This window comes from Thioalkalivibrio sp. ALMg3 (assembly GCF_000381225.1).
GTDB classification, from domain to species: domain Bacteria; phylum Pseudomonadota; class Gammaproteobacteria; order Ectothiorhodospirales; family Ectothiorhodospiraceae; genus Thioalkalivibrio; species Thioalkalivibrio versutus.
In genome coordinates, this window is the sequence record NZ_KB906220.1 from 16941 (window position 1) to 40973 (window position 24033).

Annotated in this window: 23 protein-coding genes; 16 read left to right on the top strand and 7 right to left on the bottom strand. The window is 66.0% G+C overall.

The window, feature by feature from the left end; translation table 11 throughout:
- Positions 1–14: 14 nt before the first annotated feature.
- The gene (locus F622_RS0102235) at positions 15–389 is read right to left on the bottom strand and encodes an Mth938-like domain-containing protein (protein WP_019571241.1); all 375 of its coding nucleotides are present in this window, start codon (positions 387–389) and stop codon (positions 15–17) included.
- 189 nt (positions 390–578) lie between these two features.
- Between F622_RS0102235 and alaC the strand changes: the two genes are divergently transcribed.
- From alaC to thrC, 3 genes are all read left to right on the top strand, one after another.
- Complete coding sequence (alaC, locus tag F622_RS0102240) at positions 579–1802, top strand: alanine transaminase (RefSeq protein WP_019563739.1); 1224 nt, start codon at positions 579–581, stop codon at positions 1800–1802.
- Positions 1803–1875: 73 nt separating this feature from the next.
- Positions 1876–3189, top strand: coding sequence for a homoserine dehydrogenase (locus F622_RS0102245; protein ID WP_018176874.1), 1314 nt, complete (start codon positions 1876–1878; stop codon positions 3187–3189).
- Between the two features lie 39 nt (positions 3190–3228).
- Positions 3229–4371 carry a threonine synthase gene (gene thrC / locus F622_RS0102250; protein ID WP_026289478.1) on the top strand — a complete coding sequence of 381 codons (1143 nt, stop codon included), beginning with the start codon at positions 3229–3231 and terminating at the stop codon, positions 4369–4371.
- 52 nt (positions 4372–4423) lie between these two features.
- On the opposite strand, the gene F622_RS0102255 is transcribed toward thrC, so the two are convergent.
- A complete protein-coding gene (locus F622_RS0102255; protein WP_018145809.1) occupies positions 4424–5209 on the bottom strand; it encodes a RibD family protein in 786 nt (261 codons plus the stop codon).
- 149 nt (positions 5210–5358) lie between these two features.
- On the opposite strand from F622_RS0102255, the gene ribA reads away from it, so the two are divergent.
- Positions 5359–6504 carry a GTP cyclohydrolase II RibA gene (gene ribA, locus F622_RS0102260; RefSeq protein WP_018951721.1) on the top strand — a complete coding sequence of 382 codons (1146 nt, stop codon included), beginning with the start codon at positions 5359–5361 and terminating at the stop codon, positions 6502–6504.
- 16 nt (positions 6505–6520) lie between these two features.
- Here the strand turns inward: ribA and F622_RS0102265 are convergent, their stop codons facing one another.
- Together F622_RS0102265 and F622_RS0102270 are read right to left on the bottom strand one after the other, a co-directional pair.
- Positions 6521–7324, bottom strand: a complete 804-nt coding sequence (locus F622_RS0102265) for a creatininase family protein (protein WP_019571242.1) — start codon at positions 7322–7324, stop codon at positions 6521–6523.
- A gap of 45 nt (positions 7325–7369) precedes the next feature.
- Complete coding sequence (locus F622_RS0102270; RefSeq protein WP_019571243.1) at positions 7370–8149, bottom strand: FkbM family methyltransferase; 780 nt, start codon at positions 8147–8149, stop codon at positions 7370–7372.
- 160 nt (positions 8150–8309) lie between these two features.
- Between F622_RS0102270 and F622_RS0102275 the strand changes: the two genes are divergently transcribed.
- Genes F622_RS0102275 through F622_RS0102285 form a run of 3 tightly spaced genes read left to right on the top strand, consistent with a single transcriptional unit; the run spans position 8310 to position 11847 of the window.
- On the top strand, positions 8310–9467 hold the full coding sequence (locus tag F622_RS0102275; protein WP_019571244.1) for a ChaN family lipoprotein: 1158 nt from the start codon (positions 8310–8312) through the stop codon (positions 9465–9467).
- Between the two features lie 3 nt (positions 9468–9470).
- Positions 9471–11435, top strand: a complete 1965-nt coding sequence (locus tag F622_RS0102280) for a M1 family metallopeptidase (protein WP_018650203.1) — start codon at positions 9471–9473, stop codon at positions 11433–11435.
- Positions 11425–11847, top strand: coding sequence for an HIT domain-containing protein (locus F622_RS0102285; protein ID WP_018176866.1), 423 nt, complete (start codon positions 11425–11427; stop codon positions 11845–11847). Before F622_RS0102280 ends, F622_RS0102285 begins: the two co-directional genes overlap by 11 nt.
- Positions 11848–11874: 27 nt before the next feature.
- Here the strand turns inward: F622_RS0102285 and F622_RS0102290 are convergent, their stop codons facing one another.
- Both F622_RS0102290 and F622_RS0102295 read right to left on the bottom strand, forming a co-directional pair.
- Complete coding sequence (locus F622_RS0102290) at positions 11875–12528, bottom strand: OmpW family protein (RefSeq protein WP_019571245.1); 654 nt, start codon at positions 12526–12528, stop codon at positions 11875–11877.
- 94 nt (positions 12529–12622) lie between these two features.
- A complete protein-coding gene (locus tag F622_RS0102295) occupies positions 12623–13327 on the bottom strand; it encodes an SDR family NAD(P)-dependent oxidoreductase (protein ID WP_019571246.1) in 705 nt (234 codons plus the stop codon).
- A gap of 60 nt (positions 13328–13387) precedes the next feature.
- Between F622_RS0102295 and F622_RS0102300 the strand changes: the two genes are divergently transcribed.
- From F622_RS0102300 to F622_RS0102315, 4 genes are all read left to right on the top strand, one after another.
- Positions 13388–14899, top strand: a complete 1512-nt coding sequence (locus tag F622_RS0102300) for a DUF1538 domain-containing protein (protein ID WP_018169656.1) — start codon at positions 13388–13390, stop codon at positions 14897–14899.
- A 3-nt stretch (positions 14900–14902) separates the two neighbouring features.
- Positions 14903–15250 (top strand): hypothetical protein, encoded by a 348-nt coding sequence (locus F622_RS0102305; protein ID WP_018169657.1) that lies wholly within the window; start codon positions 14903–14905, stop codon positions 15248–15250.
- Between the two features lie 11 nt (positions 15251–15261).
- A complete protein-coding gene (locus tag F622_RS0102310) occupies positions 15262–15654 on the top strand; it encodes a CBS domain-containing protein (RefSeq protein ID WP_018145798.1) in 393 nt (130 codons plus the stop codon).
- 83 nt (positions 15655–15737) lie between these two features.
- Complete coding sequence (locus F622_RS0102315) at positions 15738–17012, top strand: diguanylate cyclase (RefSeq protein ID WP_019571247.1); 1275 nt, start codon at positions 15738–15740, stop codon at positions 17010–17012.
- A 109-nt stretch (positions 17013–17121) separates the two neighbouring features.
- Here F622_RS0102315 and F622_RS0102320 read toward each other — a convergent pair whose 3' ends face one another.
- On the bottom strand, positions 17122–17883 hold the full coding sequence (locus F622_RS0102320) for a class I SAM-dependent methyltransferase (protein ID WP_018650199.1): 762 nt from the start codon (positions 17881–17883) through the stop codon (positions 17122–17124).
- 183 nt (positions 17884–18066) lie between these two features.
- Here F622_RS0102320 and F622_RS0102325 point away from each other — a divergent pair, with 183 nt between their 5' ends.
- From F622_RS0102325 to F622_RS0102345, 5 genes are all read left to right on the top strand, one after another.
- Entirely contained in the window at positions 18067–19410 is a 1344-nt protein-coding gene (locus tag F622_RS0102325) for a phosphomannomutase/phosphoglucomutase (protein ID WP_018650198.1), read from the top strand.
- Between the two features lie 5 nt (positions 19411–19415).
- The gene (locus F622_RS0102330) at positions 19416–20846 is read left to right on the top strand and encodes a mannose-1-phosphate guanylyltransferase/mannose-6-phosphate isomerase (RefSeq protein ID WP_019571248.1); all 1431 of its coding nucleotides are present in this window, start codon (positions 19416–19418) and stop codon (positions 20844–20846) included.
- 86 nt (positions 20847–20932) lie between these two features.
- Entirely contained in the window at positions 20933–22018 is a 1086-nt protein-coding gene (gmd, locus tag F622_RS0102335) for a GDP-mannose 4,6-dehydratase (RefSeq protein ID WP_018650196.1), read from the top strand.
- Positions 22011–22976 (top strand): GDP-L-fucose synthase, encoded by a 966-nt coding sequence (locus tag F622_RS0102340; RefSeq protein ID WP_018650195.1) that lies wholly within the window; start codon positions 22011–22013, stop codon positions 22974–22976. Before gmd ends, F622_RS0102340 begins: the two co-directional genes overlap by 8 nt.
- Positions 22973–24022: a glycosyltransferase family 10 domain-containing protein gene (locus F622_RS0102345; protein ID WP_018650194.1), complete on the top strand. Its 1050-nt coding sequence runs from the start codon at positions 22973–22975 to the stop codon at positions 24020–24022. Before F622_RS0102340 ends, F622_RS0102345 begins: the two co-directional genes overlap by 4 nt.
- The last annotated feature ends 11 nt before the right edge of the window (positions 24023–24033 follow it).

The following is a 24033-nucleotide window of genomic DNA, read 5'->3' on the forward strand; positions in this document are numbered from 1 at the left end:
GGATGACGTGTCGCTTATCCGTTGATGATCAGGGCAGCGGCGACGTCGCGGCCCTCGGCCATGATCAGGTTGTACGTGCGGCAGGCAGCCGCGGTGTCCATGATCTCCACCCCCAGACCCTGCGAGCGCAGATGACGCCATACCGCGCGGTCCGGGAATTGCTGGACCGTACCGGTGCCGATTAGCAGGACCTCGGGCGGCGCGTCCAGTATTGCTTGCAGGTGATCCACGCCCAGTTGTTCGACCGAGTCGACTGGCCAGTCGGTGCGCAGTTCGTGCGGGCGCACGATCAGGCTGCGGCTGTGCGCAAACTGGTTGATTCCGACACGCCCCGACTCGTAGCCGGTCACGATGTAGGAGTCTTCGCTGGTGACTTCGGAAAACAGCATCCCTTTACGCTACTCCGAGCCCGCGACAGGCTCAAGATTCCATCCCCGTTCGGCGGGGTGTCCGAGCCTCGGTTCGTTGACAGCCGAGGGCCCGGGTTATACTTTGGCGCGCTTTCCGGTGCGGCATCCGGAGGGGCCGTTTTGGCCCTGCAAAGCGTTCCCCAAGGCCCCAACCAGGACCCAGAATCCGTGACCGACGTCTTTCCCCGTATCGAGCGCCTCCCGCCCTACGTCTTCAACATCGTGAACCAGTTGAAGGCCGAGGCCCGCGCCCGCGGCGAGGACATCATCGACTTCGGCATGGGCAACCCGGACCAGCCGACGCCGCAGCACATCGTGGACAAGCTGTGCGAGGCGGCGCAACGCGGCGATACCCACCGCTATTCCGTGTCCAAGGGCATCCCGCGGCTGCGCCGCGCGATCACGCGCTGGTACAAGACCCGGTTCGACGTCGATCTGGACCCGGAGACCGAGGCGATCGTGACCATTGGTTCCAAGGAAGGCCTGGCGCACCTTGCGCTGGCGACCCTGGGGCCGGGCGATGCGGTGCTGGTGCCGAATCCGGCCTATCCGATTCATCCCTATGGTTGTGTGATTGCCGGCGCGGATGTGCGCCATGTGCCGTTGACGCCGGATGTCGACTTCTTCGCCGAGCTGGAGCGGGCGATCCAGGACTCCTGGCCGAAGCCGAAGATGCTGATCCTCAACTTCCCGGCGAATCCGACCACCCAGTGCGTGGATCGGGAGTTCTTCGAGCGGGTCGTGGCGATCTGCAAGGAACATGGCATCTGGATCGTGCACGACCTGGCCTATGCCGAGATCAGTTTTGACGGCTACAAGGCGCCTTCGATCTTCGAGGTGCCGGGGGCGAAGGACATTGCGGTGGAGTTCTACACCCTGTCCAAGACCTACAACATGCCGGGCTGGCGCGTCGGCTTCATGTGCGGCAACCCGACCCTGGTCGCGGCGCTGGCGCGGATCAAGTCGTACCTCGACTACGGCACCTTCACCCCCATCCAGGTCGCTGCGATCGCTGCGCTGGAAGGCCCGCAGGACTGCGTGGAGGAGATTCGCGAGCTCTACCGGGTGCGCCGTGATGTCCTCTGCGAGGGGCTGAACAAGCTCGGCTGGCAGGTCGAGAAGCCGAAGGCAACCATGTTCGTCTGGGCGCCGATCCCCGAGCCCTACCGCGAGATGGGCTCGCTGGAGTTTGCCAAGAAGATGCTGAGCGACGCCAAGGTGGCGGTCTCGCCGGGGGTGGGTTTCGGCAACTACGGAGACGACCACGTGCGCTTCAGCCTGATCGAGAACGAGCAGCGTACGCGTCAGGCCCTGCGCGGGATCAAGGCGATGTTCCGCGCGGACTCGATCCTGGCCGACGCCTCTGAGGAAAATCCGGGTTCGGGCAGCTAGTTCGAGCGCCGCAGACCCTCAACGCAATGAACACGGGGCGCCGCTGGTGCCCGACGTCAAGGACAGCAAGGCTATGACGCCGGTAAAGATCGGAATTCTGGGACTGGGAACTGTCGGCTGCGGGACGATCAACGTGCTCGCGCGCAACGGCACCGAGATCGCTCGCCGCGCGGGTCGCGACATTCAGGTCGTGGCGGCCGCCGCGCGCGACATCCAGCGCGAGCGCGAATGCGATTGCTCGCAGATCCGCCTGACCACCGATCCGGCCGAGGTCGTCAACGATCCGGAGGTCGAGGTTGTCGTCGAACTGATGGGCGGGACGGATCTCGCCCTGAGCCTGGTACTGGCCGCGATTGACGCGGGCAAGCACGTGGTCACTGCCAACAAGGCCCTGATCGCGCTGCATGGCAACGCGATCTTCGAGCGCGCCCAGGAGAAGGGCGTGATGGTGGCCTTCGAGGCGGCAGTCGCCGGTGGCATCCCGATCATCAAGGCCATCCGCGAGGGTCTCGCCGGCAACCAGATCGAGTGGCTGGCCGGGATCATCAACGGTACCGGAAACTTCATCCTCAGCGAGATGCGCGACAAGGGTCGCGACTTCGAGGATGTGCTGGCCGAGGCCCAGGCACTGGGCTATGCCGAGGCCGATCCGACCTTTGACGTGGAGGGGATCGACGCCGCGCACAAACTGGCTATCCTGGCCTCGATCGCCTTCGGCATCCCGCTCCAGTTCGACCGCGTCGCGGTGGAGGGGATCAGCGATATCACCCGCGAGGATGTCGGCTTCGCCGCCGAACTCGGTTATCGCATCAAGCACCTGGGCATCGCCCGGCGGACGCCGAAGGGCTACGAGCTGCGGGTGCATCCGACGCTGATCCCGGAGCGCCGGCTGATCGCGAACGTCGACGGCGTGATGAACGCCGTGCTGGTGCATGCCGACGCCGTCGGCCCGACGCTTTATTACGGCGCCGGGGCCGGGGCCGAGGCGACCGCCTCCGCAGTGGTGGCCGATCTGGTCGACGTGGTGCGCGCCCTGACCACCGATCCGGAGAACCGCGTGCCGCATCTGGCGTTCCAGCCGGATGCCCTGTCGGACAAACCGGTGCTGGATCTTGCCGAGGTGGAGACCTCCTTCTACCTGCGCCTGCGCACCCAGGACCGCCCCGGCGTGCTGGCCGACATTACCCGGATCCTGGGCGAGCACGGCATCAGCATCGAGGCGATCCTGCAGCGCGAGCCGGACCCGGAGCGCGGCGAGGCCACGATCATCATGCTGACGCACAAGGTTCGAGAGGGCGCGATGAACGAGGCAATTGCCGCGATCGAGGCCCTGGATCATCTGTTGACCCCGATTACCCGTATCCGCATGGAAGGACTGGCGCGCTAGTTGGCGCTCTATCCCTTTCGCAACGACGAAGAGAACACCATGGCCTTTGGACATCGCTATACCGGACTGATCGAGCGCTACCGTGACCGCCTGCCGGTACACGACGACACGCGCATCATCTCGCTGGGCGAGGGCAACACGCCCTTGATCCGTCTGAACAACATCCCGCGCGAGCTCACGCGCGAGGTCGAGATCTACGTCAAGTTCGAGGGGCTGAACCCGACCGGGTCGTTCAAGGACCGGGGGATGACCATGGCCGTGACCAAGGCCATCGAGGAGGGCTCGCGGGCGATTGTCTGCGCCTCCACCGGCAACACCTCGGCGGCCGCCGCTGCGTATGCGGCGCGTGCGGGCATTACCGCGTTCGTGGTGATCCCGGACGGCAAGATCGCCCTGGGCAAGCTCGCCCAGGCGATGATGCACGGCGCCACGGTGATCCAGATCGAGGGCAACTTCGACGACGGCATGCGTCTGGTCAAGGAGGTTGCCTCCAATACGCCGGTGACGCTGGTGAACTCGGTGAACCCGTATCGCCTGCAGGGCCAGAAGACGGCCGCCTTCGAGATCGTCGAGGAACTGGGCCGTGCCCCGGACTACCACTGCCTGCCGGTGGGCAACGCGGGGAACATCACCGCGCACTGGATCGGGTACAGCGAGATGGCGGCCAAGAGCAGCGACGACGTGACCGAAGCCTGTTCCTATTGCAAGGGCCACTGCAAGTATGCCGGTGGCGGCATGGTGGGTAACCGTCCGCACATGGTCGGCTATCAGGCGGCGGGATCCGCACCCTTCATGCGTGGGGCGATGGTCGATAACCCGGACACCGTGGCGACCGCGATCCGTATCGGCCATCCGCAGTCCTGGGACATGGCGTGGAAGGTCCGCGAGGAATCCGGCGGTTGGTTCGACGAGTGCCAGGACGACGAGATTCTGGCTGCACAGAAGCTCCTGGCGGAAAAGGAAGGCGTGTTCTGCGAGCCGGCTTCTGCCGCGTCGCTGGCGGGTGCGCTACGCGACATCCGCGAGGGCAAGATCCAGGAAGGCTCCACTGTGGTGTGCACCCTCACGGGCAACGGCCTGAAGGACCCGGATACGGCCATCGCCCAGAGCGTGATTCAGCCAGCCAAGGTCCCGGCGGAGCTGGACGCGGTCTCCCGCGCGATCCGCGACAACCTGGTTTGAGGCACCCCGCCATCGCGCGTGACGCGATGGCGAAGAGCGAATCTGGGTCGGGTCAGGGCTTGCTGCGCAGGTCCAGGTCGAAGAGGGTGTCGCCGCCGAGGCGGAAGATACGGCAAGGCGGGCGTAACGCCTGATCCAGCGAGTCGATCTCCGGCAGGGTCACACCCGGACGCCCGGAGCCGATCAGCATGGGCGCAATGGTCAGGTGCAGCCGGTCCAGGGTGTCGGCCTCGAGAAAGCGCGAGACCGTCTGGCCGCCGCCTTCGACCAGCAGGCGATGCAGGCCCATCTCCGCGAGTTGGCCGCGGATCCTGGCGGGGTCGAAGCGGTCGTCGGCCCCGGTGGGCATCTCCAGGCATTCGACATGCTCGGGCAGGCCGCAGGGTCCATACCCGGCCGCGTGCAGGACAATGGTCCGGACCTCGGCATTGCGAAAGACATGGGCATCAGCGGGAATGCGGCCATCGGGGTCCAGGATCACGCGGACCGGGTTGGGGCCCTCGGTCTTGCGCACGGTCAGGCGAGGGTCGTCGGCTACGACCGTGCCGGCGCCGACGATCACGGCATCGACCAGGGCCCGCAGGCGATGCAGGCGCTCGATGTCCTCGGGGCCGGTGACGTAGTGCGACTTGCCGCTCGCGGTGGCAATGCGCCCGTCCAGGCTCTGGCCGAGCTGGGCCACGGTGATGCTGGGGGCCTCGACGATCGGGCCGTAGAGATCCAGCAACTCGTGGGCACCCGGTGCCAGGGGGCCGGGCAGGGGGCAGCACCCGGGATCGGCCCGCTGCGCGAGCAGCCAGCGCCAGGCCTGCTCCTCGGTTACCGGATAGGCCGTCATGCCGCAATCCTCGGGGTTACGGGACCGCAAGTAGCGAGTTGGGGTAGGCTAACGCCGTCTTCGACCTGCCTGGCCAAGCCGGGAACCGCATCCGGGGAATTCGCGGTTTGCGGGCTGGTCATAAACAAAACTCCGTATGGAAGCACCCGATGCACAACGCCGATCGCGGGATCTTTGATCTTCGCCGGGGCCATCCGGTCCTGGTGAGTGGTTCGCAGTCGAGTGTACTCGTTGCGGCCGTCGAGGGGCTGACCCCTGTGTTGCTGGATCGCCTGACCCACATGACCGGGTCCGCGCCTCGACTGATTCTAACCGCGCACCGCGCCTCTGCAATGGGCTGGTCCCAGCCGCTGCAGGAAGGCTGGGAAGGTGTGGCCCTGGAATTCGCTCCGAATACCGATCCCGAGGCCCTGTTTACACTGGCCAGTGCCCCGGAGGCCTCGAACGAGACCACCCACCCGTACGCCGCGATTGGGCAGCCCACGGTGGTTCGTGCGCTTCCCGCAGAGGTCGCGGCCCTGGAGCTGGTGCGTGCGGGGCGTCTGTTGCCGGCGGTGGTGGCCGCGCCGGTCCCCGAGCCGGTGCCGGAGGCCATTCGCACGGCGTTGGCGGATGGCATGTTCCTCGACGTTGACGAGCAGGAGGCGCGCGCGGTGGCCAAGCACCCGCGCCTGGAACTGGCCTATGTCAGTGAGGCCCCGGTGCCGCTGGCGGACGCGCCGGTCACTCGATTCATGCTGTTCCGCGAGGGCAACGGGATCCTGGAGCACGTCGCGGTGCTGATAGGGGAGCCCCGCGACTGGCCGGATGCGGTACCGGTCCGGCTGCACTCGGCCTGTCTGACCGGGGATCTGTTCGGCAGCCTCCGCTGTGACTGCGGCGATCAGCTGCGTCTGGGCGTGAAGACCATCAATGACTCGGGCGGCGGCGTCCTGTTGTATCTGGCGCAGGAGGGGCGTGGCATTGGACTCGCCAACAAGTTGCGCGCCTATACCATGCAGACGGCCGGGCTGGATACCATCGATTCCGATTGCCAGCTGGGTTTCGAGGCCGATGGCCGGCGCTACGACGCGGCGGTGGAGATGCTGGAGTTCCTCGGCATCGACAGCGTACGGCTATTGACCAACAATCCCGGAAAAATGGATGCCCTGCGTGCCGGTGGCATCGACGTGGTGGCACGCGAGCCGGTGCATGGCAAGCTGAATCCGCACAACCTGCGCTATCTCAGCACCAAGGCCGACCGTGGCGGCCACTGGCTCCAGGAGCTGCTGGCCTCGGAGGCCGAGCGCGGCTGACGCACCTCGCTCCCTCTCAGGGCGCGAGTTGCGTCAGGTCGAACCGCGCGGCGTCGCGGATCGTCGCGGCCAGGGTGCGAGCGTAGTGCTCCACCAATTGCTGTCCCAACTCGGCGGTTGCGCCGCGGGCATCCCCGACGACACCGGACGGGTGGAGGTCACCCGCCATCCAGGCGAAGGCCGCGCGCCCTTCGGGTTCCAGCACTTCCAGCTTTTCTGCGAGCTCCGCGCCCAGCGACGGTGCGTCCGCGGCCGCTTCCATGCGCACGTGCTCGGGAGCGAGGAACCGCATCATCGCGGTCTCGATCAAGCCGCCGTGCAGGCCGTGGCGAAGCTCGTCGGGGGCGATGCGGGGCGCGTCCGGCGGGGGCTGGGTGAAATAGTGATGCTTGACCACAAGCATGCCGTGGGCCCGGCGCAGCTCCAGGGCAGCGAGGTCGCAGATCGCAGTATTGCCGCCATGACTGTTTACGAGCAGCAGGCGCCGCAGGCCGCTGCGGGACACGCTGTCGCCGATGTCCCGCAAGGTGGCCAATGCGGTTTCGGGCTGCAGGCTCAGGGTGCCGGGGAAGCCGGTATGTTCGGTACTGGTGGCGATCGCCACTGGCGGCAGGACCGCGAGCGGAAGGTCCTCCGGCATGGTCTCGCAGGCGGCCTGCAGCAGGCCCAGCCCGATGCGATAGTCGGTATCCAGCGGCAGGTGGGGGCCGTGTTGTTCGATGGCCGAGAGGGGCAGGATCGCGACCGCATCGCGGGCGGCGAGCGCGGCGATCCCGTCGCTCGTGTGGTGTTGCCACCAGGGGAGGTTGTCGGCGTTCATAGGCCCAGCCTTGCCGCTCGCACTGGTTCCGTCAAGGCGACCCCATCAAGCATCGTGTCGGCGGGCGTACAGGTCGCCCGAACCCAGGTTTTCGCCGTGTCGCTCCAGCCAGGCAAGGATCGCTGCGGCGGATTGCCAGTCGGCGAATTGATACTGGCGGCGTTCGCCGCGGATCAGGTTGTATTCGTACGGGCCCAGTTCCGCGATCTGCTCGAGGCAGTCGCGGGTGACGTCCAGCGCGCCGGCCACGAACTCGAAGGACAGGGCGGAGATGGGGTGGCTCAGGCCGCGCAGAACCTCGGCCTCCATTCCCTCGACGTCGATCTTGCAGAAGGCTGGAGGCCCGTATTCGGCGATGAGCTGGTCGAGGGTGACCATGGGCACCGCGATCTCTTCGTCCCAGCGTACGTGTTCAAAGCTGCGGTTGCGGGTGCGCAGTGATCGCACCCAGGAACGCGAGGCGGAGGAGACGGTCGGGTGGCGTCGGCTGACCTGCAGCTGTGCGGTACCAGGACGTGGCCCGGCCACCTCGCGCCGAATCGAGATGCCCGGGCGCCCGCGCACCGCGCGGCGCAGCCAGGGCAGGAGCTGCGGTTGCGGTTCCAGTGCGACCACACGCGCGCCAAGATCGGCGAAGGCGCGGGTGCGGTCGCCGACATGGGCTCCGATGTCGAACACCAGATCCCCGGACTGAATAAACGGGGCATACATATGCTGTAGTCCGCGCTGGCGTCCGGGCCGGCGATAGATGATCAGGGATCGCAGGACACCGATGGTCTGATCCAGCCAGGCCAGGTGGCGTGGGTTTTGCGGGGGTGTGCTCATCCTTTCAGGCTAACCGAGCGGAGGTCTCGGGGGAACGCTGGAGGCGCCGCAGGGTCTTCTGGATAGTTTGGCCGTGCCGGGCCCCGGGCTCCGGGTTCGTGGAAAAGTGGGCGTTGGAAAATGCTCCCGCGCGTAGTGGGTTCGCAACGAGGAGTACTGCATGCAGGCGGGTTTTCGGGTGGGGACATGGGTGGGCGCGGTTGGCCTTCTGGCGGCCTTGTTGGCGGGTACCGTGAAGGCGGGCAGTGATTGTCCGGCTCCGGGGGTGTGGTCCACGCCGGCGGGCGAGCCGCTGGATGCCGCCGCGCTGTATGCCGAGCTTGCCACCCGCGAGGTGGTGTTGCTGGGCGAGCGCCACGACCGGATGGATCATCATCGCTGGCAGTTGGGCACGCTTTCTGCGCTGCATGGTCAGCGCCCGGACATGGTGATCGGGCTGGAGATGCTGCCCCGCTCCAGGCAGCCGGTGCTGGATGCCTGGGTCGCGGGCGAGCTGGACCCGGAGGCATTCCTGGAGAAGAGCGGTTGGTACGAGCACTGGGGTTTCGACCCGGAGTTGTACTGGCCGATCCTGCACTTTGCCCGCGTCCACGACGTGCCGCTGCTGGCGCTGAACCTGGAGCGGGAGTATATCCAGCGTCTGGGTCACGAGGGCTGGGATACCGTGGATGCCGATACGCGCGATGGGGTGTCGGCCCCGGCCGCGGCGAGCCAGGGCTACCGTGACTATCTGGAAGCCGTGCTGGAACGTCACCCAGCGGGCATGGGACCGGACTCGGAGCGGTTTATCGCGACGCAGTTGGCGTGGGATCGGATGATGGCTGGCGGGATTGCGGCGCGCATCAAGGCGGGCGGCGATACGCCGCAACTGGTGGCCGCGATCATTGGCTCCGGGCACCTGGAATACGGCTATGGGGTGCCGCATCAACTTGCCGATCTGGGCGTGACCGAGGCCGCGGTCTTGTTGCCGCGCGAGCCCGGCGGTTGTGCGGATAGCGATCCGGCGCTTGCGGACGCCGTCTTCGGCGTGCCACACGACGAGCGTTTTGAACGCTCGAGTTTGATGCTGGGCGTGCACCTGGAGTCCGATGACGCGCCGGGGATTCGCATCCTGCGCGTGCAGGAGGGGTCGGTCGGTGAGGCGGCCGGCCTGGTGGCTGGAGATCGTGTTTTGCGGGCAGGCGAACAGACCATCCGCGCCGCTGGCGATCTGCAACGCGTGGTGCAAGCGACGCCACCGGGCATGTGGCTGCCACTGCAGATCGAGCGTGAGGGCGAGCGGCTAGAGCGCGTGGCACGCTTCCCGCGCGAGGACTGACGCATGCGCCTGGGGTTGTGGGTGTGCAGTGTTGTCTTGTGGCTGGCCAGTGGAGCGGCTTCGGCCGACACGGCATACGATGGTGTGACGCTGGAGGTGGAACTGGATCCCAGCCAGGCGCAACTGGAGGGGCGGTTCGAGGCGGATCCGGCCCGGATCGACCCGGCCTCGCTGCGCCGGTTCCGATTGGATCCGGGCATTGCCGTGGATGCGGTGACGCTCGGCGGGCAGGTAGTCGAGTTCGACCGCAGCGAGGATGGTTGGCTGGAACTGGCGCGCGAGCCGGCCGCGGATGACGGGCCTTTGGCGATCCGCTATGGGGCGCGTCTTTCGGCACCGGACCAGGCACGTCCCGGGAGCGGATATCTGGGCCCGGACGGCGGGTATCTGCCGCCGGGCGCCGACTGGTATCCGCGCCGGCCCGATGCCGAGCCCCACGCAGTGCGGATCGAATTGAAGAGCCTTGGTGGCCATCTCGGGGTGGCGTCCGGCTCCCGCGTGGCCGAAGAGCGCCGGGGTGACGAATACCATGCCACGTTCGAGCACCCCGCTGGTAGAGCCCTGGCGGTCGCCACCGGCCCCTGGGAGTCGGCCGAGCGGCGGGTTGGAGATGTGGAGGTACGCACCCTGTTTCCGGTCGGCCTCGAGGAGCGATTCGGGGAGACCTATCGCGAGCAGGCGGCCAAATACCTGCAGCGCTTCAATGACGAGATCGGCCCGTACCCGTTTGCGACCTTCACGATCGCCGCGAGTCCGCAGCCCGTGGGGCTGGCGTTTTCCGGCTTTACGTTGTTGGGGGAGCGTGTGATTCCGCTGCCATTCATTCCGCACACCTCGCTGGGCCACGAGGTCCTGCACGCCTGGTGGGGAACCGGGGTGTACGTGGATTATTCCGCAGGCAACTGGTCGGAAGGGCTGACGACCTACATGGCCGACTATCAGTTCAAGCGTGACCGCGGCGAAGGGCGGGACGAACGGGGCCAGTGGCTGCGCGATTACGCGGCCTTGCCGGCCGGGGAAGATCGCGCGCACGGGAGCTTCCGGGGTGGCAATTCCGGGGCGGCTCGCATCGCCGGCTATCACCGCGGCGCGATGCTGTGGCGAATGCTGGAGGATCGAATCGGGCGCGAGGCGCTGCTGTCGGGTGCGCGGGCCCTGTACGACGAATGGCGCTTTCGCGAGGCGGACTGGGACGCCGTGATCGGGGCGTTCGACGGAACGACGGATGAAGACCTGCGGCCCTTCTTTTCCCAGTGGGTAGAGCGCGCTGGCGCGCCTGCGCTGGAACTGACGGGACTGCGCCGCGAGGCGCGGGGAGACGGTTGGCGAGTACAGGGCCGGCTGCAACAACGCGACGAGCAGGCCCCTTGGGAGCTGTATGTGCCGCTGGAGCTGGAAACCGAGAACGGCCGCGAGACGCATTGGGTCGAGCTGAATGCGGCAGAGAAGGGGATTTCGCTGGAGACCTCCAGCCGACCCCTGGCCATTGCCATCGACCCCGACTGGCGAATGTTCCGCCATCTGGCAGCGGACGAGTCGCCCGCCATCCTGCGTCAGGGGGCGCTGGACCCGGAAGCCCGGGTGGTGGCGCTGGAGGATGCGGAACCCTCCGAGGTCGCCCCCTGGCTGGGTCGAGTGCCGGGCTCCGCGGACGACGCAGAAGGCATGCGGATCGTGCTGGGCTCGCATTCCTCCGTGGCCGGCTGGCTGGGGCGGCATGACTTGCCGAGCGACCCGGTCGCACTGGCGAATGCAGGCGAGATCGGTCCGGGTGCGCGGGCCTGGGCTGTACCGGATACCCGGTTAGTTGTGATCAGCGGGGCGGATGCGGATACACGGCGCGAGGTGTTGGCCGCATTGCGGCATCGATCCCACTACAGTTACCTGTTGCCCGGCGCGAACGGCGAATGGCGGACCGGCCTCTGGTCCCAGCCGGGAATATGGCAGGAGTTTGACGATGACGAATGAATTTCTGCTGGATCCACGCCTGGAGGCCGATACCTGGGCTGTGGCCGAGTGGCCACTGTCGCGGCTGCGGTTGATGGATCATCACGACTATCCCTGGTTCATCCTGGTGCCGCGTCGCGCCGATGTGCGCGAACTGCATCAACTGGCCCCCGAGGATGCCATCCAGCTGGCGCGCGAGTCCGGTGCGCTGGCGCGGGCGATGGAACAGGCCTTCGCCCCGAAGGCGCTGAACGTGGCCAAGCTTGGCAATATCGTGGAGCAGCTGCACCTGCATCATGTAGCACGCTGCGAGGGGGACCCGGCGTGGCCCGGCCCCGTGTGGGGTGCCCCGAAATCCCGCGGGCTGGAAACGCAAGAGGCCGAGGACCGCATTGCGCGGGTCCTCGGCCTCGTCGGAGACGTCGGCGGCTAGGCTGGCGTCAGACGGTCGTGGCTAGCCTCAGAAGCGGTAGCCGACGTTCATCCCGAAGGTCCAGGGATCGATCTCGACCGTGCCCAGGTCGGCGCCGCCCAGCGACACGTCGGTTTCGATGTTGATCCAGCGGACCTCGGCGTTGACGAACCAGTTTTCGTCCACGGCAAAGTCGATGCCGGCCTGCACTGCGGCTCCCCAGGAGTCATCCAGGTCGACGTCCTGCGCGCCGGTCGCTGGCGTGGTGTCCTCATCGAAGAAGTGGGTGTAGTTGATGCCCGCGCCGACGTAGGGCCGAACGGCCGTCCCGGTGTTGAAATGGTACTGGAGGCTCAGGGTCGGCGGCAGGTGGCGCGTGCTGCCGATATTTGCGCCGCCTACATTCAGGTCGTGCTTGAACGGGATGGCGACCAGGAGTTCCAGGCCCAAGTTGTCGGTCATCATGTAGGTGACATTGCCGGACGGGCGGGTGTTGGAACCGACGTCTGCGGAGGGGTTGCCTGTGAGGCCTGGCAGGTTGCCGTTGTCGGACTTGGGGGCCACGTGGGTCAGGCCGCCGCGCAGCAGCCAGTCGCCAGCGGAGACATCGGCGTTGGCAGCGGTCGCGTGGGCCGGGATCATGGCTGCGGGGGCCAGCAGGCCGGCCAGGGTCAGAGCGCGCAGGGTGGTGGAACGTTGCATGTCGAGCCTCCGAATCGGTGTATGTTCGCAGGCACTATCCCGCCATCGGTATTAGCGGTTGTTGATGCAGATCATGGTTGTGGCGGGTGAGCGTTCAGAAAGGCAGGCGCTGGCCCTCGAAGTCGTGGAAGCTGCCGGACTGGTCGGCCTCCAGATGGTCCAGGACACCGAGCAGACGTTCGCTTGCGTATTCGGGGCTGAGGACCTCCGGGGCGCGTGACCGGTACGGCTCCGACAGACGGGTGTCGCAGGTGCCAGGCTGAAGCGCAATCACCAGCGCATGGCGATGGCTGAAGCGTAGTTCCAGGGCCGTGGTCCGCACGATCTGGTTGAGCGCGGCCTTGGAGGCGCGATAACTCACCCAGCCGCCCAGGTGGTTGTCTTCGATGGAGCCCACCCGGGCCGAGAGGGTGGCCAGGATGCCCTTGCGGCCCCGCGGGAGCAGGGGTGCCAGGTGCTTGAACAGTAATGCAGGGCCGATGGCGTTGATGGCGAAGGCACGGCCCATGATCGTCGGGTCGAGATCGCGCAGGCGCTTCTCCGGGCCGTGGCCGTCGATGGTCAGGATCCCGGTGGCGTCGAGTATCAAGTCCCACTCGGCTGCCTGGTCTCGCAGCCAGGTGGCGGCGTGTTCGATGCTGGCCTCGTCGAGCAGGTCCACGGGCGGGGTGCTTTGGCGTCCGAGGCCGACCACGCGTTCGCAGTTCGGGTCGTTCTCCAGGTGGTCGACAAACGCGGCACCGAGGCCGCCCGTGGCGCCGATGACCACGGCGCGATAGGGTATCTGCAGGGATTCCATGCAGCGTAGGACCATTACGCTTGCGATTGATTCCGGGGCAGCGCCTCGGTTAGGGAGCGCATGAATTTTCTCCACACCCTGGGTCATGCGGCACGCAACCTCGCTCCGATCGTGATCGTGGTGGCGGTGTTCCAGGCGCTGGTGCTGCGCACGGTGCCGGATGGCCTGCTGTCGATGGTGGTGGGCCTGGCCATCGTGGTGTTCGGCGTGGCCTTGTTCCTGCAGGGCCTGGAGATGGGGATCTTCCCCATCGGCAAGAACCTGTCCAACGCACTGGCGCGGCGTGGATCGTTGCTGTTGCTGATGGCCTTCGGCTTTACGCTCGGGTTTGCGACGGTGATCGCGGAGCCGGCCCTGATCGCGGTGGCGGAGCAGGCGGAGGTGATCAGCGAGGGCCGTATCGAGGGCATGGTGCTGCGGCTGATTGTCGCGCTTTCGGTAGGGGCCGTGGTGGCACTGGGGATCCTGCGCACGGTGCTCGGACATCCGCTGCACTGGTACATCCTGACCGGCTATGTGCTGGTGGTGCTGGTGACCTTCTTCGCCCCCGAGGAGATCGTGGGCCTGGCTTACGACTCGGGCGGGGTGACCACGAACATCGTGACGGTGCCGCTCGTGGCGGCACTGGGCCTGGGGCTGGCGGCCTCCATAAGCGGGCGTAACCCGCTGCGCGACGGCTTCGGGCTGGTGGCGCTGGCGGTGATGGTGCCGATGATCACGGTGCAGATCTACGGGATCATCGTGTTTACAGGAGCGGAGATCGCGGCTCCAACCGGCGCCGAGACAGCGGCCATGGATCCGGGAACCGATCTGCCAGGCGCAGGCGAGCGGCACTGGCTGTCCGCGATGGGCATGGACCTGTTGCTGATGCTGCGTGACGTGGCACCGATCATCGCGGTAATCGTGGTGTTCCAGTATTTCGTGCTGCGCAAGCGCATCCCGTATCTGCCGCGGGTGATGTTCGGTTTCGTGTTGGTGGTGCTGGGGCTTTATGCCTTCGTGGTAGGGCTGAAGCTGGGCCTGTTCCCGATCGGCGAGAGCATGGCCGAGCAGTTGATTACCAACGAACTGTTCGTGTGGGTTTATTTGTTCGCCTTTTCCATCGGGTTCGCGACCACCATGGCGGAACCGGCGCTGATCGCGATTGGCCAGAAGGCCGAAGAGGCGGCTCGCGGTTCGTTGCGCGGCAACGTAATCCGCATCCTGGTGGCGCTGGGCGTGGCCATTGGCATCACCATCGGAGTGCACCGCATCCTGGCGGGGGACTCCATCCACCACTACATCATGGGCGGCTACCTGCTGGTGATCGTGCTCACGATCCTGGCGCCCAAGCAGATCGTGGCACTGGCCTTCGATCTCGGTGGGGTGACCACCTCCGAGGTGACTGTGCCCCTGGTGACGGCTCTGGGGATCGGCCTGGCGACGCACCTGGAGGATCGCAACGTACTGATCGACGGCTTCGGTCTGATCGCGTTCGCGTCGATATTTCCCATCGTCACGGTGATGCTATACGCGATCGCCGTGGATCTTTACGAACGCTGGTCCGCTCGCGACGAGCGGCAGGAGGAGTGAGCAATGCGATTTTCTGCACTGGTGGCCGTCCTCTCGGATGATCTGGAGGAACAGGCGATTGCCACGGCCAAGGAAGCGGGCGCTGGTGGCGTAACCATCATGGATGCGCGCGGGATTGGCGCCGAGGCCCGCAGGACGTTTCTCGGCATGACCTACGAGGGCAGTCAGTCGGTCCTCTTGTGGGTGCTGGAGAAGAAGGTGGCCCTGGACGTGCTCAAGTGCATCTCGAAGGAGCTGGACCTGGCCAATGACCCGCGGGGAGTGGCCTTTACGGTGGATGTGGCCCATCTCGCCGGTATCGGGCGCAAGCAGATCGAGCAGTTCCAGGAACAGGTCAAGGAAGAACTCTGACGGAGAGCAACATGCTGGTAAGCGAAATTCTAAGACCCAATGTCGTCACGGTGTCTCCCCTGGCACCGCTGCGCGAGGCGATGCAGCTGATGCGCAAGCATGGCGTCAAGTCGCTGGTGGTGGAGAAGCAGCACGCCCACGATGCCTACGGCATCATCACCTACACCACCATCCTCAAGACGATCGTGGCGGAAGAGGGCGATATCGACCTCTCGAATGTCTATGATGTCTGCACGAAACCGGTGATCACGGTGCCCGCCGAGATGGATGTGAAGTACGTCGCGCGGCTGATGGTGAGCCAGGGGATCCGGCGGCTGGTGGTGCTGAAGGGCAACGAGCTGGAAGGGATCGTGACGACCAGCGACATTGTCGGGTCGATCCTCGAGATGGCGGACATGGACTGAACCGCGCCGCCCCAAGCGGGTCGGATCTCAGTGACCTCGCGCATGACCCCGTGTCGTGCGTTCATTTTTGCAGAAGGCCCGATATGGCGTCCGTGTCGATCATCGAGGGGTTCGAGAAACTCCGACTGCTGGATGCCGCTATCGAGCAATCGTACAACTCGGTCGTCATTACCGACGCCGATCTGGACGGCGGTCCGCGGATCGTTTACGTCAATGCCGGTTTCGAGCGCATGACCGGGTATTCGCGGGAGGAAGCCCTGGGGAAAACCCCGCGTATCCTTCAGGGCCCGGCAACCTCGCGCGCCGTTCTGGACAGGTTGCGCGGGGCCCTCGTCAGTGGCGAGTATTTCGAGGGCGAAACGGTCAACTACCGCAAGGATGGCTCCCCGTACGAGGTTCGCTGGCACATCTCGCCCGTATATGCCAGCGATAACGACCGTGACATCACCCACTTTGTCTCGGTGCAAAAGGACATTACCGAGGAGCGGCGGCGGGATGACGAGCTGCGGCTATTGTCGACCGCGCTTGAGGTGTCGGTGGACCCCGTGCTGATCACCGACCCGGACGGCACGATCACCTATGTGAACGCGGCCTTCGAGGAGCAGACCGGATACAGCCGGAATGAAGCGGTAGGCAAGAATCCGCGGTTCCTTCAGTCCGGTCAGCAGGAGCCCGGGTTCTATCGCGGGATGTGGGAAACACTCGCGCGCGGCGAAGCCTTCCGTGGCGAGTTCGTGAACCGCCGCCGCGACGGCACGCTGATGAACATGGAGCAGAGCATCAGTCCGGTGACCGATGCCCATGGCCGGGTGACGCACTACGTGTCGATCAGCAAGGATGTGACCGATCGAGTGCGCATGGAGGACGAGATCCGGCGCCTGGCGCATACCGACTGGCTGACGGGGCTGGCCAACCGCCTGAGCCTGGGCAACACGCTGGAGGCGGAGATGGAGCGCAGCCGCCGCTACGGACGGCCCCTTTCCCTGATCATGTTCGATATCGACCATTTCAAGGACTTCAACGACGACTACGGTCACGAGACCGGAGATGACGTCCTCAAGCGGCTGGCCGATACGGTGCAGGGCGCGCTGCGCGAGGCGGATGCCCTGGGGCGCTGGGGCGGGGAGGAGTTCATGGTCGTCGTGCCGGAGACCCCTGGCGCGGGCGCCGAGGCCATGGCCGAAAAGCTGCGCAAGGCCGTCGCGGCCATGGAAACGGCGTGCCCGGTGTCGGTTACGGCGAGTTTCGGGGTGACCGAGATGCGCCAGGGCGATACCCCCAAGACCTTCGCCCGCCGCGTGGACGAGGCGATGTATCAGGCCAAGGAGGCGGGGCGCAACCGCGTCGTCTTGCTCTGAGGCCGTGGTTCCGGTAGTGCGGCGGCGGCCCTAACGAAAACGGGCCGACCCCAAAAGGGGCGGCCCGTCCTGTCGGGGATGCCATGCCCCGAGATTGGCAGCGTCCGGACTACGCGCGGCGGCGCAGCACCCAGATCTCCAGCAGGGCCCAGTCTTCGCCCGGATAGTTCTCCTGCTCCAGCGGCGACAGGCGGCGATGGCGGCTGGCGGTGCTACCGACGAATTCCAGGTGTTCCAGCAGCAGGCGCTTGGTCGCGTCGGCCTTTTCGAGGGCGAAGGGGTTCAGGAAGTTGACCAGCATGTAGCCCTCGCGCGGGGTCTCGGCGAAGGAGCGGATCAGCTTCTCGATTGCCGGCGGGTCCAGATAGACCAGCGATGCGGTGGAGATCACGATGTCCGCGTCGGCCATGGCCTTTTCGATCGCGGCCTGGGTCTCCGGTGCGGGCTGGTTCAGGTCGGCCTCGAAGGTTTCGTCGAACAGCCCGGCGCTCTTGCCATAGGCCAGCGCGTTGCCCGAGATGTCGATGCCGGTGGTCTTCATCGGCAGACGGCGCGGGGCGGCGACGGTCTTGCAGGCCTGCTCATCGGCCCAGTTGGCGCGGATCGCCTCGACATCCATGTTGTGGATGGCGGCCATGGTGGTGTTGCCAAAACAGCAGCACAGGTCCACGTAGTTCAGGGTCTTGCCAGTGGCGGCCTGTTTCTCGGCCCAGGGCAGGATCAGCCGGTCGAAGGTTTGCCGGTTGAAGTCGTCGGAGATGTAGTCGAGCGCGTCGATGATGCGCTCCTTGAACGGCACCGGGGTCTCGGCGACGTAGATATCGTCGAAATGCTGTTTCTTCTCCTCGGTCTTCACTTGCGGCTCACTCATCGGCTTTTCCTCGTTGTATAAACCCACCATGCTCGGGGGTATGCGTGTAGAGCGTCAAGTAACGGCACTCACGCCAGTGATGCTGGCATGGCCTCGCGGAGCCCTTCGGCTATGTATCATGAAGGTGTACGCAACGGATTTCTGTCCGGTGCGGGAAGCGAATGATGCCGGTAAGGGGCGTGCATGAAGATCGACTGTTTCAAGGCCTACGACATACGTGGGCGGGTGCCGGACCAGCTCAATCCGGATGTGGTGCGAGCGATCGGGCGCGCCTTCGCCGAGGAGATCCGGCCGGGACGCACGGTCGTCGGGCACGATATCCGCCTTTCCAGCCCGGAACTGGCGCGGGCGCTCACCGAAGGGCTTACGGCGGGCGGGAGTGATGTTGCCGATATCGGCATGTGTGGCACCGAAGAGGTGTATTTCGCCACCGCGCACTATGGGGCCGGTGGCGGGATCATGGTGACGGCCAGCCACAATCCGCTGGACTATAACGGGCTGAAACTGGTACGCAGCGATGCGCGCCCGATCAGCGGGGATTCCGGGCTGCAGGCGATTCGCGTCTGCGCCGAGCGCGGTGACTTCCGGCCCATGCCCCACGGGCAGGTCCGGCACCTGGATCATCGGGCGGACTACATCTCCCGGTTGCTGGCTTCGGTCGACCGCGAAACCTTGCCGAAACTCAAGGTGGTCGTGAACCCCGGCAACGGGGGGGCGGGGCCGGTGCTGGAGGCCCTGGAGCCGCATCTCCCGTTCGAGCTGATCCGCGTCAACTTCGAACCGGATGGGCGTTTCCCCAATGGCATTCCCAATCCATTGCTGCCGGAAAACCGCGCGGCCACCGCGGAGGCGGTGCGCAAGCACGGCGCCGATCTGGGCGTGGCCTGGGACGGCGACTTTGATCGCTGCTTCCTGTTCGACGCCCAAGGCAACTTCATCGAGGGGTATTACATCGTGGGCCTGCTGGCCGAGGCATGCCTGGAGGGGCACGCCGGGGAGCGCATCGTCCATGATCCGCGCCTGACCTGGAACACCATTGAGATGGTGTGTGCCGCGGGGGGCGAACCCATCCAGTCCAAGACCGGACACGCCTTCATGAAGGAGCGGCTGCGCCACGAGGATGGAATCTACGGGGGCGAGATGAGTGCTCACCACTACTTCCGGGACTTCTACTACTGCGATACCGGGATGTTGCCCTGGTTGCGGGTGGCCGAGCTCATGGGCCGACGCGGCCAGGCATTGGGCGAGATGGTGGCCGAGCGCATGGCGCGCTTCCCCTGCAGCGGCGAGCTGAACTTCGAGGTCGAGGACGCCGCCGCCGCCACCGATCGGGTGATGCAGGCCTACGCGTCGGAAGCCGTGGGGCTGGATCATACGGACGGCGTCAGCCTGGAATTCGCGGACTGGCGCTTCAACCTGCGCAGTTCCAATACCGAGCCGCTGTTGCGGTTGAATGTGGAGACCCGCGCCGATCCGGCCCTGCTGGAACGCCGCGTGGACGAGATTTCACGCCTGATACGGGGGTAAGGCCGATGGAACATACGCAAAGCCGGACGGAACTGCAGCCGGTGATCCTGGCCGGCGGATCGGGGACTCGGCTGTGGCCGGTATCGCGCAGTCACTACCCCAAGCAGTTCCTGCCCCTGACCGGGGAGCAGACGTTGCTGCAGCAGACGGCCGAGCGGCTCGACGGCCTGGGCGCGTCGGCGCCCCTGGTGCTGGCCAACGTCGAGCATCGCTTCCTGGCGGCCGAGCAGTTGCGGGCGGCAGGTGTGGAGCATGCCCGCATCGTGCTGGAGCCGGAGGGGCGCAATACCGCCCCGGCGATCGCCCTGGCCGCATTGCAGGCGCAGGCGGAAGGGCGCGACCCGTTGTTGCTGATCTTGGCGGCGGACCACCACATCGGTGATCCCGAGGCCTTCCAGGCCGCCGTGGCGCGAGCCATGACGCTGGCGGAGGCGGGCCACCTGGTGACCTTCGGGATCGTGCCTACCGCTGCGGAGACCGGTTATGGCTACATCCAGCAGGGTGAGTCCCTGGGGGAGGCCGGGGCGCGAGTGGCGCGTTTCGTCGAGAAGCCGGATGCCGTCACCGCGCGCGAGTACGTCGACAGTGGCGATTACCTCTGGAACAGCGGCATGTTCGTGTTCCGCGCCTCGCTGTACATGCAGGAGTTGCAGCGTTTTGAACCGGGCATCGTCGAGGCTTGTCGCGCCGCGCTGGAGGGCGCCCGCGAGGACCTCGACTTCCTGCGGGTGGACCCGGAGGCCTTCGCCGCGGCCCCGAACATCTCGGTGGACTACGCCGTGATGGAGCGCACCGAGCACGCCGCCGTCACACCGCTGGCCGCCGGTTGGAGCGACATCGGCTCGTGGTCCGCTCTGGCGGGCGTGCGTGGCGTGGATGAGCAGGGCAACACCCTGCGCGGGGACTGCCTGCTGGAAGATAGCGAGGGCTGCGTGGTGGATGCCGACGGCTTGCTGGTCGCCGGCATTGGCCTGCGCAACCTGGCCGTGGTCGCCACCCGTGACGCCGTACTGGTTGCCGACCGCGACCGCGTCCAGGACGTCAAACTCATCGTTGAGCGCCTGAAAGCCGACAACCGCAGCGAGCACGTCAATCACACAGCGGTTTATCGTCCCTGGGGGTGCTACGAATCCATCGATACCGGGGCGCGCTATCAGGTCAAGCGCATCACCGTGAACCCCGGTGCGCGTCTTTCCCTGCAGATGCATCATCATCGGGCCGAACATTGGGTAGTAGTCAGCGGCACCGCGCGGGTGACCAATGGCGAGCAGAACTACCTGGTCACCGAGAACGAATCGACCTTCATCCCGATTGGCCAGGTTCACTGCCTGGAGAACCCCGGCGCGCTCCCGCTGGAATTGATCGAGGTGCAATCCGGCAGCTACCTCGGCGAGGATGACATTGTCCGCCTGGAGGACGTGTACGGCCGCGCGTGACCGGGCATCGGGTGGTTCCGGGAATGCTATGATCCGCCCTTTTGGGCGGCGCGCGAACGGGGCGTGGCCTGCGAGCGGGAGTTGGCATGGCCAAAGTGGCATTGATCACCGGGATTACCGGGCAGGACGGGGCCTACCTGGCCGAGTTTTTGCTGGACAAGGGCTACGAGGTGCACGGCATCAAGCGCCGCTCCTCTCTGTTTAATACCGATCGTATCGACCACCTGTATCAGGATCCGCACGAGAGTGATCGCCGGTTCATCCTGCATCACGGGGATCTGACCGATTCGACCTGCCTGATCCGCATCATTCAGCAGGTGCAGCCGGACGAGATCTACAATCTCGCCGCGCAGTCGCATGTCGCGGTCTCGTTTGAGGAGCCGGAGTACACCGCCAACTCCGATGCCCTGGGCACGCTCCGCGTGCTGGAGGCGATCCGCATCCTCGGTATGGAGCAGACCACGCGCTTCTATCAGGCCAGCACCTCGGAGCTCTACGGGAAGGTTCAGGCCACCCCGCAGGACGAGGCCACCCCGTTCTATCCGCGCAGCCCGTATGCGGTGGCCAAGCTGTATGCCTACTGGATCGTGGTGAATTACCGCGAGGCCTACGGGATGTATGCCTGCAACGGCATCCTGTTCAACCACGAATCGCCGGTGCGCGGCGAAACCTTCGTCACCCGCAAGATTACGCGCGCCCTGGCGCGCATCAAGCTGGGGCTGCAGGAACGGCTCTATCTGGGCAACCTGGATGCCAAACGGGACTGGGGACATGCCCGTGACTACGTCGAGATGCAGTGGCTGATGCTGCAGCAGGAAACCCCGGACGACTACGTGATCGCCACCGGCGAACAGCACAGCGTGCGCGACTTCGTGGATGCCGCGGCGCGCGAACTGGGCATGAGTATCGAATGGCGCGGCGAGGGCGTGGACGAACAGGGATTCGACGAAAAGGGCCGCTGCATCGTGTCGGTGGACCCGCGCTATTTTCGTCCCACCGAGGTCGAGACCCTGTTGGGGGATGCCAGCAAGGCCAAGCGCGAGCTGGGCTGGGAGCCGCGCATTCGCTTTGACGAACTGGTGGCCGAGATGGTGCGCGAGGACCTCAGGAGCGCCGAGCGGGACGAGCTGGTGCGCGACCACGGCTACCGGACCCTGAGCCGCCATGAGTAAATCGCAACGCGTCTTCATCGCCGGACACCGGGGGATGGTGGGCAGCGCGGTGTGTCGCCAGCTCGAGGACTGGCCGGGGGTGGAACTGCTGACCCGTAGCCACGCGGAGCTGGACCTGACCGATCAGGCGGCGGTCGAGGCCTTCATGCGCGTGGAACGCCCGGATCAGGTCTATCTGGCGGCGGCGAAGGTCGGGGGTATCCATGCCAACAACACCTATCCGGCCGAGTTCATCCGCGACAACCTCGCGATCCAGACGAACGTGATCCATGGCGCGCACATCGCGGGCGTGCGGCGGCTGCTCTTTCTCGGGTCCAGCTGCATCTATCCGCGCGAGGCGCCGCAGCCGATCCCCGAGGAGGCCCTGCTGTTCGGGCCGCTGGAGCCGACCAACGAGCCCTACGCGATTGCAAAGATCGCCGGCATCAAGCTGTGCGAGAGCTACAACCGGCAGTACGGCACGGATTACCGCTCGGTGATGCCGACCAACCTCTACGGCCCGGGTGACAACTATCACCCGGAGAACAGCCACGTGATTCCCGGGCTCATCCGGCGCTTTCACGAGGCGAAGCGGGCCGGAGCCGGGCATGTGACCGTCTGGGGGAGTGGCACCCCGCGCCGGGAGTTCCTCCACGTGGATGACATGGCGGCGGCCTGTGTGCACGTGATGAACCTCGATCACGTGACCTACGCAGAACACACGCAACCGATGCTGAGCCATATCAACGTCGGCACCGGCGAGGATCTTGCGATCGCCGACCTGGCGCGGCTGGTGGCCCGGGTGGTGGGCTTTTCCGGCGAACTGCGTTTTGACACGTCGCGCCCGGACGGGACGCCGCGCAAACTGCTGGATGTCTCGCGACTCGCGGCGCTGGGATGGAAGGCCCGAATCGAACTTGAAGAGGGGCTCTCCGGGGCCTATGCCGAGTTCCTGGAACGCGGCGGAGATCGGCCGTGACCGAGCCCACCTCGCGTCCGATTCGGGTCAAGTTTCTCTCGACCATGCGCGAGGGTATCTGGCGCCATCAGTTGCCGGACGGCGAGGGGCGCTGGGGGCGCTGCGAGTTCGTTTTCGACCCCGCGGTAACGGACTACGACTGGCTGGTGGTCTACGACGAATTTCCTTCCAACACCGGGCGCAACCGGCACTACAGCGAACAGCTGACCTGTGGGGCCGAGCGCACGCTCCTGGTAACCATGGAGCCGCCGTCCATCAAGTCCTACGGCCGGCGTTTTACCCGGCAGTTCGGGCGCGTGCTGACCTCGCACCCGGAATGGGCCCTCAAGCACCGGCGGCGCATCCATTCCCAGCAGGGGATGCTCTGGTACTACGGTTTCGGCAGTCAGGGCGAGCGGCCGTACAACGAGATGCTCGCGAGGCCGCCGCTGGAGAAGACCCGCGAGATCGCCACCATGTGCTCGGCGAAACGCCAGCGCCACACCTTGCACCGGCGGCGCTATGACTTCACCTGGGCGCTGAAGGCCGAGCTGCCGGAACTGGAGATCTTCGGCAAGGGGGTGCAGCCGCTGGATGACAAGGCCGAGTGCCTGGACGCGTACCGGTACCACCTGGCGGTGGAGAATTACGTGGGCGCGCACCACTGGACCGAGAAGCTGGCGGACGCCTTTCTCGGCGCGACGCTCCCGTTTTACTACGGTGCGCCCAATGCGGCGGACTATTTTCCGCCGGAAAGCTTCATCGCGATTGATATCGATGACGTTGAGGGGACGGCGGAACGCATTCGCCACGCCATCCGCGACAACGAATACGAGCAGCGCCTGCCACACATCCTCGAGGCCCGGCGCCGGGTACTGGAGGAGTACAACGAGTTCGCCGTGGTCTCGCGGATTATCGAGGCCGCACACGACACCGAGCCGGCTGGTCCCACGGGGCAGTGGATCCATTCTCGTCGCGCCCTGCGGCGCCGCGATCCGCTGGCCGCTCTGGAAGGAGCCTGGGAGAAGGTCAGCCAGCGCATCGGCCACCTCGCCGGACGTACCTGAACTGGCCGCTT

Coding starts and splice junctions, on each gene's coding strand:
- F622_RS0102235 (WP_019571241.1), bottom strand. CDS start 389: ATGCTGTTTTCCGAAGTCACCAGCGAAGACTCCTACATCGTGACCGGC.
- F622_RS0102245 (WP_018176874.1), top strand. CDS start 1,876: ATGACGCCGGTAAAGATCGGAATTCTGGGACTGGGAACTGTCGGCTGC.
- thrC (WP_026289478.1), top strand. CDS start 3,229: ATGGCCTTTGGACATCGCTATACCGGACTGATCGAGCGCTACCGTGAC.
- F622_RS0102255 (WP_018145809.1), bottom strand. CDS start 5,209: ATGACGGCCTATCCGGTAACCGAGGAGCAGGCCTGGCGCTGGCTGCTC.
- ribA (WP_018951721.1), top strand. CDS start 5,359: ATGCACAACGCCGATCGCGGGATCTTTGATCTTCGCCGGGGCCATCCG.
- F622_RS0102265 (WP_019571242.1), bottom strand. CDS start 7,324: ATGAACGCCGACAACCTCCCCTGGTGGCAACACCACACGAGCGACGGG.
- F622_RS0102270 (WP_019571243.1), bottom strand. CDS start 8,149: ATGAGCACACCCCCGCAAAACCCACGCCACCTGGCCTGGCTGGATCAG.
- F622_RS0102275 (WP_019571244.1), top strand. CDS start 8,310: ATGCAGGCGGGTTTTCGGGTGGGGACATGGGTGGGCGCGGTTGGCCTT.
- F622_RS0102280 (WP_018650203.1), top strand. CDS start 9,471: ATGCGCCTGGGGTTGTGGGTGTGCAGTGTTGTCTTGTGGCTGGCCAGT.
- F622_RS0102285 (WP_018176866.1), top strand. CDS start 11,425: ATGACGAATGAATTTCTGCTGGATCCACGCCTGGAGGCCGATACCTGG.
- F622_RS0102290 (WP_019571245.1), bottom strand. CDS start 12,528: ATGCAACGTTCCACCACCCTGCGCGCTCTGACCCTGGCCGGCCTGCTG.
- F622_RS0102295 (WP_019571246.1), bottom strand. CDS start 13,327: ATGGAATCCCTGCAGATACCCTATCGCGCCGTGGTCATCGGCGCCACG.
- F622_RS0102300 (WP_018169656.1), top strand. CDS start 13,388: ATGAATTTTCTCCACACCCTGGGTCATGCGGCACGCAACCTCGCTCCG.
- F622_RS0102305 (WP_018169657.1), top strand. CDS start 14,903: ATGCGATTTTCTGCACTGGTGGCCGTCCTCTCGGATGATCTGGAGGAA.
- F622_RS0102310 (WP_018145798.1), top strand. CDS start 15,262: ATGCTGGTAAGCGAAATTCTAAGACCCAATGTCGTCACGGTGTCTCCC.
- F622_RS0102315 (WP_019571247.1), top strand. CDS start 15,738: ATGGCGTCCGTGTCGATCATCGAGGGGTTCGAGAAACTCCGACTGCTG.
- F622_RS0102320 (WP_018650199.1), bottom strand. CDS start 17,883: ATGAGTGAGCCGCAAGTGAAGACCGAGGAGAAGAAACAGCATTTCGAC.
- F622_RS0102325 (WP_018650198.1), top strand. CDS start 18,067: ATGAAGATCGACTGTTTCAAGGCCTACGACATACGTGGGCGGGTGCCG.
- F622_RS0102330 (WP_019571248.1), top strand. CDS start 19,416: ATGGAACATACGCAAAGCCGGACGGAACTGCAGCCGGTGATCCTGGCC.
- gmd (WP_018650196.1), top strand. CDS start 20,933: ATGGCCAAAGTGGCATTGATCACCGGGATTACCGGGCAGGACGGGGCC.
- F622_RS0102340 (WP_018650195.1), top strand. CDS start 22,011: ATGAGTAAATCGCAACGCGTCTTCATCGCCGGACACCGGGGGATGGTG.